This is a genomic window from Bacillus sp. FSL E2-8868 (assembly GCF_038005505.1).
GTDB lineage: Bacteria > Bacillota > Bacilli > Bacillales > Bacillaceae_G > Bacillus_A > Bacillus_A mycoides.
Genome location: NZ_JBBOTI010000001.1, coordinates 1,092,127 through 1,109,785, shown reverse-complemented (window position 1 = coordinate 1,109,785; position 17,659 = coordinate 1,092,127). Strand labels below are relative to the sequence as shown.

General features: G+C 36.4%; 21 protein-coding genes. 7 read left to right on the top strand and 14 right to left on the bottom strand.

Annotation, left to right across the window (positions count from 1 at the left end; genetic code table 11):
• Positions 1-10 precede the first annotated feature (10 nt).
• A complete protein-coding gene (locus NSS74_RS05915; protein WP_340813258.1) occupies positions 11-316 on the top strand; it encodes a hypothetical protein in 306 nt (101 codons plus the stop codon).
• Positions 317-408: 92 nt separating this feature from the next.
• Complete coding sequence (locus NSS74_RS05910) at positions 409-657, top strand: hypothetical protein (RefSeq protein ID WP_340813257.1); 249 nt, start codon at positions 409-411, stop codon at positions 655-657.
• 58 nt (positions 658-715) lie between these two features.
• Here the strand turns inward: NSS74_RS05910 and NSS74_RS05905 are convergent, their stop codons facing one another.
• The gene (locus NSS74_RS05905; protein ID WP_340813256.1) at positions 716-883 is read right to left on the bottom strand and encodes a hypothetical protein; all 168 of its coding nucleotides are present in this window, start codon (positions 881-883) and stop codon (positions 716-718) included.
• Here NSS74_RS05905 and NSS74_RS27920 point away from each other — a divergent pair.
• Entirely contained in the window at positions 804-1,163 is a 360-nt protein-coding gene (locus NSS74_RS27920; RefSeq protein ID WP_445661826.1) for a Gly-Xaa-Xaa repeat protein, read from the top strand. The genes NSS74_RS05905 and NSS74_RS27920 overlap by 80 nt on opposite strands.
• A gap of 81 nt (positions 1,164-1,244) precedes the next feature.
• On the opposite strand, the gene hfq is transcribed toward NSS74_RS27920, so the two are convergent.
• Both hfq and miaA read right to left on the bottom strand, forming a co-directional pair.
• Positions 1,245-1,469: an RNA chaperone Hfq gene (gene hfq / locus NSS74_RS05895; protein WP_000813896.1), complete on the bottom strand. Its 225-nt coding sequence runs from the start codon at positions 1,467-1,469 to the stop codon at positions 1,245-1,247.
• Positions 1,470-1,490: 21 nt separating this feature from the next.
• The gene (gene miaA, locus NSS74_RS05890; protein ID WP_002142786.1) at positions 1,491-2,444 is read right to left on the bottom strand and encodes a tRNA (adenosine(37)-N6)-dimethylallyltransferase MiaA; all 954 of its coding nucleotides are present in this window, start codon (positions 2,442-2,444) and stop codon (positions 1,491-1,493) included.
• Between the two features lie 181 nt (positions 2,445-2,625).
• Here miaA and NSS74_RS05885 point away from each other — a divergent pair, with 181 nt between their 5' ends.
• Complete coding sequence (locus NSS74_RS05885; RefSeq protein WP_002033671.1) at positions 2,626-2,871, top strand: hypothetical protein; 246 nt, start codon at positions 2,626-2,628, stop codon at positions 2,869-2,871.
• A gap of 62 nt (positions 2,872-2,933) precedes the next feature.
• Here the strand turns inward: NSS74_RS05885 and entD are convergent, their stop codons facing one another.
• The 8 genes from entD to gabP all read right to left on the bottom strand — a co-directional run bounded on the left by entD (position 2,934) and on the right by gabP (position 11,945).
• A complete protein-coding gene (gene entD / locus NSS74_RS05880) occupies positions 2,934-3,899 on the bottom strand; it encodes a cell wall-binding protein EntD (RefSeq protein WP_340813255.1) in 966 nt (321 codons plus the stop codon).
• Positions 3,900-4,247: 348 nt separating this feature from the next.
• The gene (locus NSS74_RS05875) at positions 4,248-6,107 is read right to left on the bottom strand and encodes a PTS fructose transporter subunit IIABC (RefSeq protein ID WP_088039976.1); all 1,860 of its coding nucleotides are present in this window, start codon (positions 6,105-6,107) and stop codon (positions 4,248-4,250) included.
• A gap of 13 nt (positions 6,108-6,120) precedes the next feature.
• Entirely contained in the window at positions 6,121-7,032 is a 912-nt protein-coding gene (gene pfkB / locus NSS74_RS05870; protein ID WP_012261518.1) for a 1-phosphofructokinase, read from the bottom strand.
• Positions 7,029-7,781 carry a DeoR/GlpR family DNA-binding transcription regulator gene (locus NSS74_RS05865; RefSeq protein ID WP_002128628.1) on the bottom strand — a complete coding sequence of 251 codons (753 nt, stop codon included), beginning with the start codon at positions 7,779-7,781 and terminating at the stop codon, positions 7,029-7,031. The genes pfkB and NSS74_RS05865 overlap by 4 nt, the downstream gene beginning before the upstream one ends.
• A gap of 156 nt (positions 7,782-7,937) precedes the next feature.
• The gene (locus NSS74_RS05860) at positions 7,938-9,101 is read right to left on the bottom strand and encodes an iron-containing alcohol dehydrogenase (RefSeq protein WP_340813254.1); all 1,164 of its coding nucleotides are present in this window, start codon (positions 9,099-9,101) and stop codon (positions 7,938-7,940) included.
• A gap of 118 nt (positions 9,102-9,219) precedes the next feature.
• Entirely contained in the window at positions 9,220-9,762 is a 543-nt protein-coding gene (locus NSS74_RS05855; protein WP_000228316.1) for a DUF420 domain-containing protein, read from the bottom strand.
• 316 nt (positions 9,763-10,078) lie between these two features.
• Positions 10,079-10,417: a hypothetical protein gene (locus NSS74_RS05850; RefSeq protein WP_078175321.1), complete on the bottom strand. Its 339-nt coding sequence runs from the start codon at positions 10,415-10,417 to the stop codon at positions 10,079-10,081.
• Between the two features lie 133 nt (positions 10,418-10,550).
• Positions 10,551-11,945 carry a GABA permease gene (gene gabP, locus NSS74_RS05845; protein WP_000360102.1) on the bottom strand — a complete coding sequence of 465 codons (1,395 nt, stop codon included), beginning with the start codon at positions 11,943-11,945 and terminating at the stop codon, positions 10,551-10,553.
• A 270-nt stretch (positions 11,946-12,215) separates the two neighbouring features.
• On the opposite strand from gabP, the gene NSS74_RS05840 reads away from it, so the two are divergent.
• Entirely contained in the window at positions 12,216-13,298 is a 1,083-nt protein-coding gene (locus tag NSS74_RS05840) for a chitinase (RefSeq protein WP_002128633.1), read from the top strand.
• Between the two features lie 54 nt (positions 13,299-13,352).
• Here NSS74_RS05840 and NSS74_RS05835 read toward each other — a convergent pair whose 3' ends face one another.
• Together NSS74_RS05835 and NSS74_RS05830 are read right to left on the bottom strand one after the other, a co-directional pair.
• On the bottom strand, positions 13,353-14,519 hold the full coding sequence (locus tag NSS74_RS05835; RefSeq protein WP_340813563.1) for an amidohydrolase: 1,167 nt from the start codon (positions 14,517-14,519) through the stop codon (positions 13,353-13,355).
• 169 nt (positions 14,520-14,688) lie between these two features.
• On the bottom strand, positions 14,689-15,582 hold the full coding sequence (locus NSS74_RS05830; RefSeq protein WP_002033659.1) for a metallophosphoesterase: 894 nt from the start codon (positions 15,580-15,582) through the stop codon (positions 14,689-14,691).
• 196 nt (positions 15,583-15,778) lie between these two features.
• On the opposite strand from NSS74_RS05830, the gene NSS74_RS05825 reads away from it, so the two are divergent.
• Both NSS74_RS05825 and NSS74_RS05820 read left to right on the top strand, forming a co-directional pair.
• Positions 15,779-16,594 carry a formate/nitrite transporter family protein gene (locus NSS74_RS05825; RefSeq protein WP_002014675.1) on the top strand — a complete coding sequence of 272 codons (816 nt, stop codon included), beginning with the start codon at positions 15,779-15,781 and terminating at the stop codon, positions 16,592-16,594.
• A 140-nt stretch (positions 16,595-16,734) separates the two neighbouring features.
• Positions 16,735-17,007 (top strand): HU family DNA-binding protein, encoded by a 273-nt coding sequence (locus NSS74_RS05820; RefSeq protein WP_002033657.1) that lies wholly within the window; start codon positions 16,735-16,737, stop codon positions 17,005-17,007.
• 19 nt (positions 17,008-17,026) lie between these two features.
• Here the strand turns inward: NSS74_RS05820 and NSS74_RS05815 are convergent, their stop codons facing one another.
• Entirely contained in the window at positions 17,027-17,506 is a 480-nt protein-coding gene (locus NSS74_RS05815) for a GNAT family N-acetyltransferase (protein ID WP_002142798.1), read from the bottom strand.
• Positions 17,507-17,659 lie beyond the last annotated feature (153 nt).

Below are 17,659 nucleotides of genomic sequence, written 5' to 3'. Positions count from 1 at the left end.
GGACCTTCTGGTGGCTCTCCTGGACCTACTGGACCTCAAGGTAACACGGGTGCTACCGGACCTCAAGGCGCTCAAGGTAACACAGGTGCTACCGGACCTCAAGGTGCTCAAGGTAACACGGGTGCTACCGGACCTCAAGGTGCTCAAGGTAACACGGGTGCTACCGGACCTCAAGGTGCTCAAGGTAACACGGGTGCTACCGGACCTCAAGGTGCTCAAGGTAACACGGGTGCTACCGGACCTCAAGGTGCTCAAGGTAACACGGGTGCTACCGGACCTCAAGGTGCTCAAGGTAACACAGGTGCGACTGGTATAGGAGTTACCGGACCTACCGGACCTTCTGGTGGCCTCCTGGACCTACTGGACCTCAAGGTATTCAAGGTAACACAGGTGCTACCGGACCTCAAGGTGTTCAAGGTAACACGGGTGCTACCGGACCTCAAGGTGCTCAAGGTAACACGGGTGCTACCGGACCTCAAGGTGCTCAAGGTAACACGGGTGCTACCGGACCTCAAGGTGCTCAAGGTAACACGGGTGCTACCGGACCTCAAGGTGCTCAAGGTAACACGGGTGCTACCGGACCTCAAGGTGCTCAAGGTAACACGGGTGCTACCGGACCTCAAGGTGCTCAAGGTAACACAGGTGCGACTGGTATAGGAGTTACCGGACCTACTGGACCTCAAGGTAACACGGGTGCGACTGGACCTCAAGGTGTTCAAGGACCAACGGGTGCGACTGGTATAGGAGTTACCGGACCTACTGGACCTAGCTTCCCAGTAGCAACAATCGTTGTAACAAACAACATCCAACAAACAGTAATCCAATTTAATAACTTTATTTTTAGTACTGCAATTAACGTAAACAATATTATCTTTAACGGCACAAATACAGTTACTGTTATTAACGCTGGTATTTATGTAATTAGCGTATCTATTTCTACAACTGCGCCAGGATGCGCTCCACTTGGAGTAGGAATTTCAATTAATGGAGCAGTTGCTACTGACAACTTCTCTTCAAATCTAATAGGCGACTCACTTTCATTTACTACAATCGAAACATTAGCTGCTGGAGCAAACATTTCTGTCCAATCTACTCTTAACGAGATTACGATCCCTGCAACAGGAAACACTAACATTCGTCTTACTGTATTTAGAATCGCTTAAATTTCACTATTTATTGTTTATGACAAATAAAAAAAAGAGCGAGAAACTCGCTCTTTTTTTGTTATGTACAATAATTCATTACTACTCTAATTCAATTGAAACATTTTTTTGTGGTACAAATGTAGAAATTGCATGTTTATAAATAAGCTGTTGCTTACCTTCTGTTTCCAGCAGGACTGTAAAATTATCAAATCCTTTAATTAATCCACGAAGCTGGAAACCATTTAATAAGTACAGCGTAACGAACGTATTCTCTTTACGGAGTTGATTTAAAAACTGATCTTGAATATTGATTGATTGCTTCATGTCGAATCCTCCTCTTTTTCTCTACTTACTATTATTCGACTTTAGTTGTAGCTTTCCTTCTATGTATCGTAAAATTTCTGACGTTTTTTCACCATCAGTAACATCGAACCACGCGACATCCATCTTATTACGGAACCACGTTAATTGACGTTTTGCATAACGGCGTGAATTCGTCTTTAATTGTGATACCGCTTCTTCTAAAGATACACGATTCTCAAAATAATCATATATCTCTTTATAACCAATCGCTTGAATAGATTGACAATCTCGCACTCCTCTTTCATGTAAACCTTTTACTTCTTCTAATAAACCTTGTTCAATCATTAGGTTAACACGTAAGTTAATGCGATCGTATAGCATTTCTCGATCCATTGTCAAGCCAATTAATGAAACATCGTACAGTAACTCATTTTCTTGTTTTTCGAGCTGGTTACTCATTTTTTCACCCGTCGTGTGAAAAATTTCTAACGCCCGAATAACACGCCTTACATTATTGGCATGAATACGCTCCGCACTTTCTGGATCTACTTCTTGCAACTTTTTATGTACATATTCCACACCGTGTTCTAATGCTAACTTTTCCATCTGTTCTCGGTATGTAGCGTCCCCAGCCTCATCTGTAAACTGGTAATCGAATAGAACAGATTGTATATAGAGACCGGTTCCACCAACAATAATTGGTAATTTCCCGCGCTCTGTAATTTCTCGAATGCACTTACGGACACTTTCTTGAAATTCCGCCACAGAAAATGAATCTTCCGGATCTTTTATATCAATCATATAATGTGGAATTCCGTCCATCTCATCTGTCGTCACCTTTGCAGTCCCGATATCCATCGTACGATAAATTTGCATGGAATCACCACTAATAATCTCACCATTCAACGCTTTTGCAAGATCGATACTTAATTTCGTCTTTCCGACAGCAGTTGGCCCAATGATGACAGCAACTTTTTCACGTTGCACTTCTCCCATATCATTCAACTCTCTTTATGTAATATACTCCATCTATTGATTATACCCAATCTTACCAATTTTAACGGCATGATTGCAAGTTCTTTGAATCCAGTACATGAAATTACACAAAAAAAAGAGCATAGCTTGTCCAATTCTGCATATACATGATAAAAAATAGCTCGGAGAGGGTGCAATGACTATGAAACAAGCGACTATCGATTTTCCATTATTAATAAAAGACCTTATTTTAGCTACTGCTACAAAAGAACAAAATTGTTCACAAGAAGAATTATACTTCGCACTAAATTGTTTACTACGTTCCTTTCATTCTACTCTTCAAGAAACAACGTTACATCCAGAAAATAAAAATACAGAGTATATACAAACTCAATTTTGCACCGCGTATAAAATTATTACAGGTAAAACAATTTACCCTTTTCAATAATTCTTATATAAAAAAAGCGGCCGCTTAGACATTTTCAAGCAGCCGTTTTTTATTTTAATAAATTATTTTATAACTTTCACTTTAACGGATTTACGCCCCCAACTATCAGCAGTGCTATCTGAACCAACTAAAACATCAATACGGTTTCCTTTAATCGCGCCACCAGTATCTCCAGCAATTGCTTCTCCATATCCTTCCACCCACACTTTTGATCCGAGAGGAATTACTTTCGGATCAACAGCAATAACTTTCATATTTGGATTCGCTGTTAAATCATGCCCCATCGCAGTTAACACACGACCACCATATGTGCCATTTTCACTCGGGTGAGCTGTGTAAGCTGTCGCTTCTACTGTTATTTCACGACCAGCAGGTTCACTTGTTTCAGTAGATTTCGCCACTGGCTTAGTTGCCGGCTTCGCTTGCGCTACTGGTTTACTTGATGCTCCACTTTTAACTGATTCCTTTCCGTTAACTGCCGTATCATTTTTAGCCGGCGCTTTCACCTTAACTGATGTATCATTTTTAACCGCCGTTTTCACCTTAGTTGGCGCTTCATCTTGAGCTGGAACTTCTTTTCTTTCAATAACAGGTGCTGTACCTGTTAAAAATGGTATGTGAACATACGCCGCTTTCCCGCCATATTCGAATTGTAACCATTCGTTTTGTACTTGATTTGTCGTTTCAATCAAGTCATCTTTTTTAAGCGTGCCAAGAATCTCTGAATCAGTATTCGCTCCAGCACGAATGTTTAATACGTTTGCTGTTACATAATAAGAACTTTTCGTAAACTCAGCACTTACAAAAGCTTCTTTACCATCTAATTTAATTTTGAACCATCCGTTTTCTGTATTTATAACATCTAATTTATTTCCACTTAACATTTTACCTACAAGTTTTGATTCTACAGTTGGGTTTTCTCTAACGTTTAATACATCTGTTGTTACAATCGTTTCCGCTTTAGCAGAACCTACAAAAATCCCAAGACCAAAAACTGCTGCTGTTGCTATACCTAATAATTTTTTCATGAATAGCCTCCATTTGCTTTGTTTTCGTGTTCTCATTATAGCAACAGTTTTTTGTAGAATTTCGAAAATCACACAATTACAAAGCATTCGTAATAAACGATTAATGATTTGTAACATAAATTTCCATATTAAAGAATTGTATTTCTACCAAAATTAGCAATAGTTTTCATATATTTCTCACAAATTAGTATAAGAATTTTTTTCCAGAAAAAATTACAGTATTACTTTTTTGTTACAAAAAAATCACTTTTCATTACATCTTTTACCAAAATCCATCATAATCCAATTATTAAATTACTTTTTGTAACGAAAAAGGAACAACTCCTATTAGCTGTCCCTTTTTATCTTTTATTTAACTTTCTTCTTCCAAACACCTATCATAATAGCTGAAACAATCGTCCCAATTAATATAGAGAAAATGTATAGCAACGGTTTATTCACTAATGCGATAACAAACAATCCACCATGCGGTGCCGGCAATGTAATTTGGAATAACATAGATAAGGCACCCGCGATACTTGAACCAACAACACAGCTTACTATTACTCGAACCGGATCGGCAGCTGCAAATGGAATCGCACCTTCTGTAATAAATGATGCTCCCATAATATAATTTGTTAAACCAGATTTACGTTCTGCTTCTGTAAATTTTGTTTTAAAGAATGTGGTTGCGAATGCAATCGCAAGTGGCGGTACCATACCACCAGCCATAACTGCTGAGTGCACTCCAAAATTCTGTGCTTCTATTGCAGCAATACCAAATGTAAATGCCGCTTTATTAATTGGACCACCCATATCAATTGCCATCATACCGCCTAAAATAAGTCCTAATAATATAGCATTCGTACCACTCAAACCATTTAACCATCCTGTTAACATTTCATTTAATGCTACTACAGGCGGATTTACTACTTTTTGCATAACAACTCCTGTAATCAACAATCCAAAGACTGGATATAACAAAACAGGTTTAATTCCTTCTAACTGTACTGGTAATCCTGAAAATAATCTTTTCAATCCTAAAACAACATATCCAGCTAAGAAACCAGCAATTAATCCACCTAAAAATCCCGCATTCGCTTGTGCTGCTAAAAACCCACCTACAACACCAGGCATAAAACCAGGACGATCAGCAATAGAACTCGCAATAAATCCAGCTAAGATTGGTACAAGGAATAAAAACGCACCTGTTTTTCCTCCCCCAATAGACATGAACAATTCAGCTAAAGGACCTTCCGCTTTTATACCACCAAACGAAAACGCTAGTGCAATTAAAATTCCACCACCAACAACGAACGGAAGCATATTACTTACACCGCTCATTAAATGCTTATAAATTCCTAGCCCTTTTTCTTTCTCTACATTTTCTGCCTTCCCATCCTCTTTTACCCCTTTAAAGATTGGTGCATCTTGTTTTATAGCTCGATTAAGAAGGATTTCAGTTTTTCTAATCCCATCGGCGACTGGTACTTGAATGACATGCTTCCCAGCAAAACGATTCATTTCTACTTGTTTATCTGCAGCTACAATAATAGCCGTTGCGCGTTCAATGTCCTCTTTCGTTAAATCGTTTTTAACACCTGTTGATCCATTCGTTTCAACTTTAATCGCTATTCCTAACTCTGCTGCTTTTGCTTTCAAACTATCCGCAGCCATATATGTGTGAGCGATACCAGTCGGACAAGCTGTAACAGCTAATACGTATGGCTCATTCCCTTCCGGCTTTGCTACTTCAACTTCTTCGTCTTCTTTTTCATTCTCTTTTTCATCAAATAAACGGAGAAGCTCATCCTCATCCTTTGCTTCTAATAATTGCTTGCGGAACCCTTCATCCATCAATAACGTAGAGAGACGAGATAACGTTTCTAAATGAGTATTATTCGCCCCTTCACTCGCAGCAATCATAAAAAACAGATGTGCAGGCTGTCCATCAAGCGACTCATAGTTGATACCGCTTACACTTCTACCAAAACAAATCGATGGTTGTTTAACGGCATTCGTCTTCGCATGAGGTATAGCAATCCCTTCCCCTATGCCAGTTGTACTTTGTGACTCCCGCTTTAAAATAGCTTCTTTAAATTCAGCTTTACTATTTAAACGATTTGCTCCGTCTAATTTCTCAACTAATTCATCTATGACAGCTTCTTTATTTGAAGCTGTCAAGTTCATAATAACTGTATCCCTTTTTAATAGTTCTGTAATTTTCATATGTTACTTCCCCCTATCGCTTAGTTACAATTACTTGCGACAATAATTCTTCTACTTTTTCTTTTTCACATAAATCAGCTGAAAATGCTGTTGCACTCCCTGTTGCAACGCCATATTGAAATGCCTTTTCAATATCTTTTGTCTGTTCATATTTACCTACAAATCCTGCAACGAGAGAATCTCCGGCCCCAACCGAATTAATTACAACACCTTTTGGAACAGTTGCTTCATATATACCTTGTGCCGTAAATAATAAAGCCCCATCTCCAGCCATTGATACGATAACATGCTCTACACCTTGTTCAACTAATTTTCTTCCAAACGGTAAAACATCTTCTACTGTTGAAATCTCTACTCCGAATAACTCACCAAGTTCATGATGATTAGGCTTTATTAAAAATGGTTTATTTTTAATTACATGCTGCAGCGCACTTCCACTTGCATCGACTACTACACGAATACCTTTCTCAGCTCCGAGCGCTGCGATTGATTCATAAAAAGTAGTTGAGATAGACGCCGGTACACTTCCAGCTAGTACAACACACTCTCCCTGCCTCATACTTTCGATTTGTTTCATTAATTGTTCAAATTGTTCATTTGTCACATTAGGACCTTGCCCATTTAATTCTGTCTCTTCTTGCCCTTTTATTTTCACATTAATTCGGGAATCACCGTCTACTTGGACGAAGTTTGTTGTTACACCTTCCGCCTGTAATACATCTTTAATAAATCGACCGGTAAATCCACCAGTAAATCCAAGCGCTACATTTTCAACACCTAAACGATGAAGAACACGAGAAACGTTAATGCCTTTCCCTCCAGGAAATTTCATATCTTTCTCTGCTCGATTTACTGCGCCTAAATCGAAGGAATTAACTTGTACTACATAATCAATAGATGGGTTTAAAGTAACTGTATAGATCATTGTTTATCAGCCTCAATTACATTGGTTTGTCTTTTATATTTTTCTAAATCAATTTCTAAATGGTTTGTAATAATATTCGCTTCTTCAACATTGGCAATTTTCGCAAATGCAACTTCTGAGAACTTACTTTCATCAATTAAGAAATATCCTTCGTTCGCAAATGTTAATGCCATTTGTTTTAAAAGTGCCTCTTCTGGATCTGGAGTTGTAAAACCAAGCTGTTCATGTACACCATTTGCTCCTAAGAAACATTTATCAAAACGGTACTTTTGCATACTTTCCTGTGCCATAGCACCAATTAAAGCTTTCGTCCTACTCTTCATCATCCCGCCTAGTAAATACGCACGAATATTATTTTCAACTAAAGCTTCAATATGCATAAGTCCATTCGTTACGACAGTAACATCTTTATTTATTAAAAATGGAATCATTTCAAATGTTGTACTTCCTGCATCTAAATAAACGCAATCCCCTTGTTCAACAATACTAGCCGCATACTTGGCAATTTGTTGTTTTATTTGAATGTTTTTGGATGATTTTTCAATCATCGTTGGCTCCTGTCCTTTTCCTGTTAAAACAGAGGCACCACCATGAACTCTTTTTAATAACCTTTGTTTTTCTAATTGTGCTAAATCACGACGAATTGTCGATTCAGAGCTTTCTGTTCTTTCAACTAATTGTTGTAATTTAACAACCTTCTGCTCTTTTACAAGTTGCAATATCATTTGATGACGTTCAGGAGTTAACATTTTATTCACCTCTTCTTTGATTACAGTATAATGAAAACGATCACAAAAATCAACCATAAACAGTCAAAAATAATCACTATCAATCAAAATCGGTTATAAATAAAAAAAGAAACCTATTTGATACAACAATCAAATAGGTTTCTTCTCTCGCTTCACTTATAAAGAAGCTTTATAAATTGCAAGAACATCATCTTTATTTAATTTTTTAAAGTTACCGAATTCACCATAAGCCATCGCTTTATCCGCCATTAAGTCAATTTCACTTTCTCTAATAGCGTAATCAGCTAATGTTACTGGAGCTTCAATTGAAGTCCAAAATTGACGTAACGCCTCAATTCCCTCTAATGCAACCTCTTTATCTGTCTTCCCACCTGTTTCTACATCGAATACACGAATAGCGAACTGTTTAAAGCGACTCACATTTTCATCTATAACATGCTTCATCCAATTTGGGAATAGAATCGCGAGTCCGCCCCCATGCGGTATGTCATGAACAGCAGAAACTGCATGCTCAATATTATGAGTTGCCCAATCTCCTTTTACTCCCATCGCTAAAATGCCGTTTAACGCCATAGTACCGCAATATAAAATTGTTTCCCTATGCTCATAATTTTCTAGATCACTTAAAAGCTTAGGAGCTGTTTCAATTACTGTTCTTAAAACAGATTCACAATAACGATCTTGTAATTCTGTATTCATGCCGTGATGGAAATATTGCTCTAATACGTGCGACATAATATCGACCATACCATAAATCGTTTGATCTCTCGGCACAGACGAAGTATGTAGTGGATCTAAAATTGAAAACTGAGGGAATGTAACTGGACTGCCCCAGCCGTACTTTTCATTCGTTTCCCAGTTTGTAATTACAGATCCTGCATTCATTTCAGAACCTGTTGCCGCAAGAGTGAGTACAGTACCGAACGGTAACGCCTCGCTAGCAAATGATTTTTTCGTTACAATATCCCATACATCTCCATCATATTTACTACCAGCAGCAATCGCCTTCGTACAGTCGATTACACTTCCTCCGCCAACCGCTAAAATAAATTCGACTCCATTGTCTTTACAAATTTGAATCCCTTTCTTTACTGTTGATAAACGAGGATTCGGTTCAACTCCTGTCAACTCAAATACTTCCGCATTTATATCCTTTAAAATAGAAATCACATTATCATAAATACCATTTCTTTTAATGCTGCCTCCCCCGTACACGAGAAGAACTTTTTTACCGAACTGTGGAATTTCCGTTTTTAACTGCTCTAACTGTCCTTTACCAAAAATAAGTTTTGTCGGATTACGAAATACAAAATTTTGCATATATCTTTACCATCCCTTCTATATAAAAAGCAACTATACTTTTGTATACCACAATTTTTTCATTTCACAAAAATATTTGCCTAATAAAAAAATCCCAGCCTACAGGCTGAGATTTTTTTTATTGATAATAAGGTGAGATCATTAAGTAAACAATAACACCAGATAAACTCACATATAACCAAATCGGCATCGTCCAACGTACAATTTTACGGTGACGTGTTAATTGATTCGTAAAACCAAACACAAGTGCAAACAATGCAAGCGGTACAATAATTGCTGCAAGGATAATATGTGTAATTAAAATGATGAAATACACATATTTAATGAATCCTTCTCCGCCAAAATGTGTTGCTGGCGCCAAGTAATGATACGATAAATAAGAAACACAAAATAGCAACGTCGTTGTAAATGCTGCTAGGATGAAACCACGGTGCATTTTCACATTCTTCTTAATAATAGAGTATAAAGCTGCTAATAAGAATACGAACGTAAAGCTATTAAAAATTGCATTTAACATTGGTAAAATTGTTACATCAAAATGTACTTCTCCTTCATAGCCAACAGGTCCAAAGAACAAAAATAAAATAATCGCATTTACAATTACAGAAAGCGTTATCACAATGGGAGCATAGCTTTTCTGATTCGTTGATTGATCCACCAAAATGGTCACTCCTCTTCCTTCAAATATGTATACGTAACCTCACTATTTTAACATATTATTCACAGTGTAAATGTGACAATAGTTTGACACAGTAAGACAGGGCAAAGAAAAAACCCTTCTTAACAATACTTCTTAAGAAGGATTTTATCGCTTTATTATTCAAATAGCAATGCGATTAGTTTTTGTTAAAAAACGTACTGCTATACGCTTGATATATTTCAGACACTTGATATCCCATTAATGAAATTGCTGTTAATGAAAAGAAACCAATCATAAGAAATCGAAACCACATATAAATCTCCTCCTTGTATTTAGCTTAAAAAGCAGTCGCTATATTACAAGTTGAGTGGCACTCTTCATCGTCACTTTCCTTTTTCTTTACAATTGCTGTTATAAATCGAATCATAAAGAAAATCACAAAAGGAAATTGTTCATAATTTACCTTGGCATAGTTTGGCAACGGCTCGCGCTGCACATCGAACGGAGATGAGAAGGAATAGAACATACCTTGCTCTTCCATATATACAATTACAATTTTCATACAAAACATTATTCCTAGAAATGAAACAATATCTTGCCATTCTGTCGTATATAAAAAGTTATAAAGCTCTAATACGTACTCTTCCATCGTCATCCCCCCTTCCTTTTTTACCATTTTGCTCGCCTTCATATAAAAAGTCAAGAAAAAAGTTTATATTCACTATGACAATAGTAATTACTTGTTTCTATGATTATATATGATTCTTTTATAGCAATGATTGGGTGTAACTCTCTTCTAAAACAAGAAATTAGAATCGAACAGATTCCTCATTCTTACTTTTAGGATTCAACAATGTACTATTTTTATTTCTATTAAAAATAAAATAAGAAATTATTATAAGAACAGTAACAAGCATTGTTAAAAGCGCTTGTGAACGTAAAGATTCAATTGCGAGCATGGCAACTAAAACTGCTATAATCGCAGCAATTGTAACATATGTTACATATGGAAAAAGCCACATTTTCACTTTCAAATTTTGTTGTTCCGCTTTCCCCATTTTTTTACGTATCTTGAAATGTGAAACTGCTATAACGAGATAAACGAGTAACGCAATCCCGCCAGATGCATTCACTAAAAATAAAAATACTTTATCTGGAGATATGTAACTAAAAACAACTCCAATGTAAGCAAAGAAAGTTCCAAATAAAACCGCCCGAACTGGAACACCACTACTATTCAATTTCAAAAATGCCTTTGGCGCATCTCCTCTTTCTGCCATTGAAAAAAGCATTCTTGAGTTCGTATATAAACCCGAATTTAAACAAGAAAGTACAGCTGTTAAAACGATAAAATTCATAATTTGCGCTGCCGCTGGTATCCCTATATGTTCCAGTACCGCCACAAATGGGCTTTTTAGTATGTTCGCCGAATTCCACGGAAGGAGTGTAACAACTACAGCGATCGATCCAATGAAAAATACGAGAATACGCCAAATTACACTATTTGTTGCTGTTTTGACTGCCTTTACAGGTTCGGCAGACTCTCCAGCGGCCACTGCAACAATCTCAGATCCCATAAATGAAAATATAACGACGGTGATTCCAAGTAACACCGAACTTATACCATTTGGCATAAATCCTCCTTGACCTACCAAATTCGAAGTGCCAGGTGCTTCCGTTCCTGGTACAAATCCTAAAATAACAGCTAGTCCAAGACAAAGGAACAAAACAATACTTATTACTTTAATAAATGAAAACCAATATTCAAATTCTCCAAATGATTTCACCGAGAAAACATTCGTCAACGTTAATAAAATCGTTAATATTAAGCTTAATAACCAGAGTGGGATTTCTGGAATCCAGTATTGAATAATACCAGCACCTGCTGTAGCTTCTATTGCAATAACAATTACCCAGAAAAACCAATATAGCCACCCAATTGTATAACCTGCCCATGGACCAATTGCCTCTCTTGCATATGTTGCAAATGAACCACTTGTCGGATTAATAGCTGCCATTTCTCCTAGCATTCTCATAACGAAAATAACTAGAAGTCCTGCTAATGCATATGAAACGATAGAACCTGGACCCGCTGAATGCACAACCGCGCCACTTCCAACAAACAAACCAGCTCCTATTACGCCACCAATGGAAATCATTGTAATGTGGCGTATTTTGAGGTCTTTCTTAAGATTTTTATCCAACTCTTGTACATCCCCTTCCAAACTTAATTTTGAAATTTATGTAAGAGTATTATGTGAAAAATCTTATCCTATACTTTAAAATATATCAAAATATTCTGAATTTAACAATCGCAATTCGACCTCCTTCAAAAATTATTTCATTAGGTTTAATAATTTCCCATACACAATTGTTGAGAAAATTATAGTCACCTTACAAGAGAATGAATTTTCAGATATCATTAAATAAACAAGATTATACATCTAGACAACTTTTTGTATAGGAGTGTTGATATGTTAAACAAGTTCAAATTCATTTGTTGTACTTTAGTAATTTTCTTACTGCTACCGCTAGCTCCCTTTCAAGCACAAGCAGCAAACAATTTAGGATCAAAATTACTCGTTGGATACTGGCATAACTTTGATAACGGTACTGGCATTATTAAATTAAGAGACGTTTCACCAAAATGGGATGTACTCAATGTATCTTTCGGTGAAACTGGTGGTGATCGTTCCACTGTTGAATTTTCTCCTGTGTATGGTACAGATGCAGAATTCAAATCAGATATTGCTTATTTAAAAAGTAAAGGAAAGAAAGTAGTTCTTTCAATAGGTGGACAAAATGGGGTCGTTTTACTTCCTGATAATGCCGCTAAGCAACGTTTTATTAATTCCATACAATCTCTAATTGATAAATACGGTTTTGATGGAATAGATATTGACCTTGAATCAGGAATTTACTTAAACGGTAATGACACTAATTTCAAAAACCCAACGACTCCTCAAATCGTAAATCTTATTTCGGCTATTCGGACAATCTCAGATCATTATGGTCCAAATTTTCTATTAAGCATGGCTCCTGAAACAGCTTATGTTCAAGGCGGCTATAGCGCATATGGAAGCATCTGGGGTGCATATTTACCGATTATTTACGGAGTGAAAGACAAACTAACATACATTCACGTTCAACACTACAACGCTGGTAGCGGGATTGGAATGGACGGTAATAACTACAATCAAGGTACTGCAGACTACGAAGTCGCTATGGCAGATATGCTCTTACATGGTTTTCCTGTAGGTGGTAATGCAAATAACATTTTCCCGCCTCTTCGTTCGGATCAAGTCATGATTGGACTTCCTGCAGCACCAGCGGCCGCTCCAAGTGGCGGATATATTTCCCCCACTGAAATGAAAAAAGCTTTAGATTATATCATTAAAGGAATTCCTTTCGGAGGAAAGTATAAACTTTCAAGTCAGAGTGGCTATCCTGCATTCCGTGGCCTAATGTCTTGGTCTATTAATTGGGATGCAAAAAACAACTTTGAATTCTCTAATAACTATAGAACATATTTTGATAGTCTTTCCTTGCAAAAATAATAAAAAACAACAATAGGTTTTATATGACCTATTGTTGTTTTTTATCTATGTAAATTACTTTTTCACTTCTACATGATGAAGAAATTCTTTTCCATCTCTTGAATAACTATTCACAAGACTTAAAAGTAACTTCCCACCAACCAACATCGCACGTTCATCAAACTCGAATTGAGGATGATGGTGTGGATATGTTGCCCCTATTTCTTCATTACCGGCACCTGTGAAGAAAAATGCTCCTGGAACATGTTCTAAGTAGTATGCAAAATCTTCTCCGCCCATAATAGGTGGTACTTCCATGACCCTTTCTTTGCCAAGATCGTGTTCCGCGACCGTCATAAAATGACGTGTTTCAGCTACATGATTTATTAATATTGGATAACCTCGTTTATATTGAATATTAACTTCAGCATGAAGGGACTGACAAATCCCCTCAACAACTCGTCTAAATTCCTTCTCCATATATTCTCTCACTTCAGGATCTAACGTTCGAATGGTTCCTGTAAACGTAGCAGTATCCGCAATAATATTATCGGCTTGCCCGGCATGGAATGTACCAACTGTTAAAACTGCTGATTGAAGTGGATCGACTTTTCTACTCACTAAAAGTTGCAACTGATTAATAACTTGTGTTGCAACGATAATAGCATCTACAGTATGATGTGGCATACCGCCGTGACCGCCTCGCCCTTGAATCTTCACTTCAAAAGTATCAGCTGCCGCCATCATTGCTCCAGCTTTCGTTCCAACAATTCCTAAAGGCATCTGAGAAGATAAATGTGTACCAAAAACAACATCTACTCCTTCTAAACAACCATCCTCAATCATGGCAATTGCTCCGCCAGGCTCTTTCTCTTCTGCATGTTGATGAATAAGGACTATTTTTCCTGAAAGTTGGTCTCTGTTATCACTTAATATTTTTGCAACTCCTAAAAGTGTTGCTGTATGTCCATCATGGCCACAAGCGTGCATTACACCAGGAACCTTTGATTTATATGAAACTTTCTTTTCATCTTGAATAGGTAGTGCATCAAAATCAGCACGTAGCGCCATCGTCTTCCCAGGTATTCCACCTTCAATTACGCCGATTCCCCCTCTTCCCCCGACATCTGTTTTCACATCAATATGAAAACTTTTTAAAATTTCAGCTATTTTTTTCGGTGTTTCTATTTCTTGAAACGATAGCTCTGGGTATTGATGAAAATCTCTTCGCCACGAAACCATTTGATTATATAAACTTTCCAATTCTTTATGCTATGTTTCTATCATAGAAATTCCCCTTTCTTTTTAACAGTTTAAATAAAAAATACATAATATTCTGTATTTAATCAATAAAAAAAGAGAACTTTCTTTAAAAGTACTCTTAATTCTTCAAAATATTAAACGTTCTACTTCAGTCACTACTTTGCTTCAATACAAATAGTGAAAGTTCCGGTACACTCAAAAATCTAACAGGCATTCGAGTCGTTCCAATACCACGATTTACGTATAAATGTAACAGCTTACTCTTCCCTTCTAATTCATACATACCTTCAACATGACTCTCAGCTAGTTTTGTAGTAATTAAAGGACCTACAAAAGGAATTTGAACTTGTCCTCCGTGACTATGTCCTGACATTTGAAAATCGACTGGATAACGAGATACTTTATCTACAACATCCGGCTCATGTATTAATAGCATATTGAAATCTTGTTGTCTTAAGTTTTTTAAAGTCGAGTCTATTTGTGGCTTCCCTAATAAAAAATCATCCAAACCTGATATTGTAATATACTTGCCGTTTTCCCCTTTAATTTTCTGCACTTCATTTACTAACACAGAAAAACCAGCTTCCTCCATATACTTTTTGTAAAATAAACTACCGCCCCCACCTCTATCATGATTCCCAAACACAGCATATTTTCCTAGGGGAGCTTTAATTTTCTGCAAAATAACCTTTGCTTCTTCTCTTTCCGCACTATAGGATCCAAACTTATCTATTAAATCTCCTGTAAAAACTACTATATCTGGATGTAATTCATTCATCTTCTCCACCAAATTTTCTAGTTGTTTCAATGTGAAATCTGGTCCTAAATGTACATCTGAGAACTGCAATATTTTTTTATTATTAAACTCTTTAGGAATTGTAGGAGCTTCTATTTCATTCCACGTAACTGTTACTAGTCTTCTTTCTATTTCAGTCGCATAGAAATACAAACTTACTGGTATCATTAATATACTTATGAAACTAATAATAAATATCTTTACGATTGATTTTTTTCGTTCTTTTTTTACATGATGCGTATTCATGTTCTCACCTCTAAAATCACTTTAAATCCTTATTGTTACATTAATGTGACAACATGAACAATGTTCGTTATATCCAATTTCAGCCCCACTCACTTTGACAAATTTATACAGAAGTCATATCATTTTTTTATCATACATAGATTCTTTAAAATGTTCCTTCTATTCATTCTATCATTTTATTGAGGAGAGATTATTCATGTCTGTATTTACACCAGAAGAAATTACGGAACTTGCTGCTAATTCTGGAAGAAAAAAAGCTCATTTATCATTGCTCCCTATGCTAATTCTCGGTTTTTTTGGTGGTGCTTTCATAGCATTAGGATATTTACTTGATATCCATGTTATCGGAACAATGCCAAAATCTTGGGGATCATTTACTAGCTTTTTAGGTGCTGCCGTATTCCCTATCGGTCTTATACTCGTTATCCTTGCAGGCGGTGAATTAGTAACTGGCAACATGATGACCGTTTCAATGGCATGGCTTCACAAAAAAATCGACTTATTTCACTTCATACGAAATTTAGTTATTGTTACGTTTAGCAACTTCATAGGTGCTATATTCGTCGCTTATTTTTTTGGTCATATCGTCGGCTTAACGGAGGGAGCTTTTTTAGCAAAAACAGTTTCTATTGCACAAGCTAAACTACAAGATACACCACTGCAAGCCTTCATTTCTGCAATCGGGTGTAATTGGCTCGTTTGTTTAGCTGTTTGGCTCAGTATGGGAAGTAAAGAATTTATCGGAAAGATTGTCGGTATTTGGTTCCCTGTTATGACTTTTGTTGCGATTGGATTTCAACACGTTGTAGCCAATATGTTTGTCATCCCAGCTGCAATTTTTTCTGGTCATTTAACTTGGGTTGAATATTTTCCAAACTTCATTTTTGTTTTCTTCGGAAATTTAGTAGGGGGTATGTTATTTGTAGCATTACCTTATTTCATATCTTATAATAAGAAACTACCTTCCAATAAAGAGCAAACTGCATTAAAGAAAAAATCTGTATCCGCTTAAATTGAATGTCTATAAATTGGTCCTAAAAATATTACAAATTTCATTTTTTTTGCGAATATATGTACGTACACTTGTTCTCGAATGTTTTATACGTTATAATAACAACTTAAATAGCATTATTTACATATGAGGTGAAAAACATGAATAAGACAGAATTAATTAAAAACGTAGCACAAAACGCTGAGATTTCTCAAAAAGAAGCTACTGTAGTTTTACAAACTGTAGTAGAATCAATCACTAACTCTTTAGCTGCTGGCGAAAAAGTACAACTTATCGGATTCGGTACATTCGAAGTTCGTGAAAGAGCTGCTCGTACAGGCCGTAACCCACAAACGGGTGAAGAAATGCAAATCGCAGCTTCTAAAGTACCTGCTTTTAAAGCTGGTAAAGAACTAAAAGAAGCTGTAAAATAATGAAAAATAGCCTTCTCATTTATGAGAAGGCTATTTTTTTCATGACATAATTAATAAAAATCTGACCATTATGCTGCTTATTTTGTTCCTTTATGCAAATAAAACCTTTGCTTTCAAAGAAAGGTTTTGCTGTAATACTCGCCTCTGTATACATATCCCTATGCTGCAAGTTCACTGCTTCTTTTTCTAACTTCTGTAGTATGTATGATGCTATCCTTTTTCCTTGATAATCTTTATGCGTAAATAAGCGATCTACGTAATGATCATCATTATAATCCCCAAATCCCACTATCACACCTTTATAATCAGCAACGTAACAAATATTCTTTTCTAAAGACTGTAGCCATCTCTCTCTATCTAGTCGCTCCGGGGCCCACGCCTGTAGCTGTAACTCGTTATAATCTTTTGCATTCACCGTATGAACCGTTTCATAGAACAATTGTAATACTTGCTCTAAATCCTCCTTCTGGAATGTTCTAATTTTAATATCTTTAAACATATGTAAAACTCCTTATCAAACTAACTCTTTTATTTCGGTTATCCGGATAATTATTTCGTGTTTATTTTCGAAACAGTTTCTTCCACTATATATGATTCTACTTCTGCTCTTTCTATATTATATCGACTTTTCCTTCTAAACGAACAATAAACA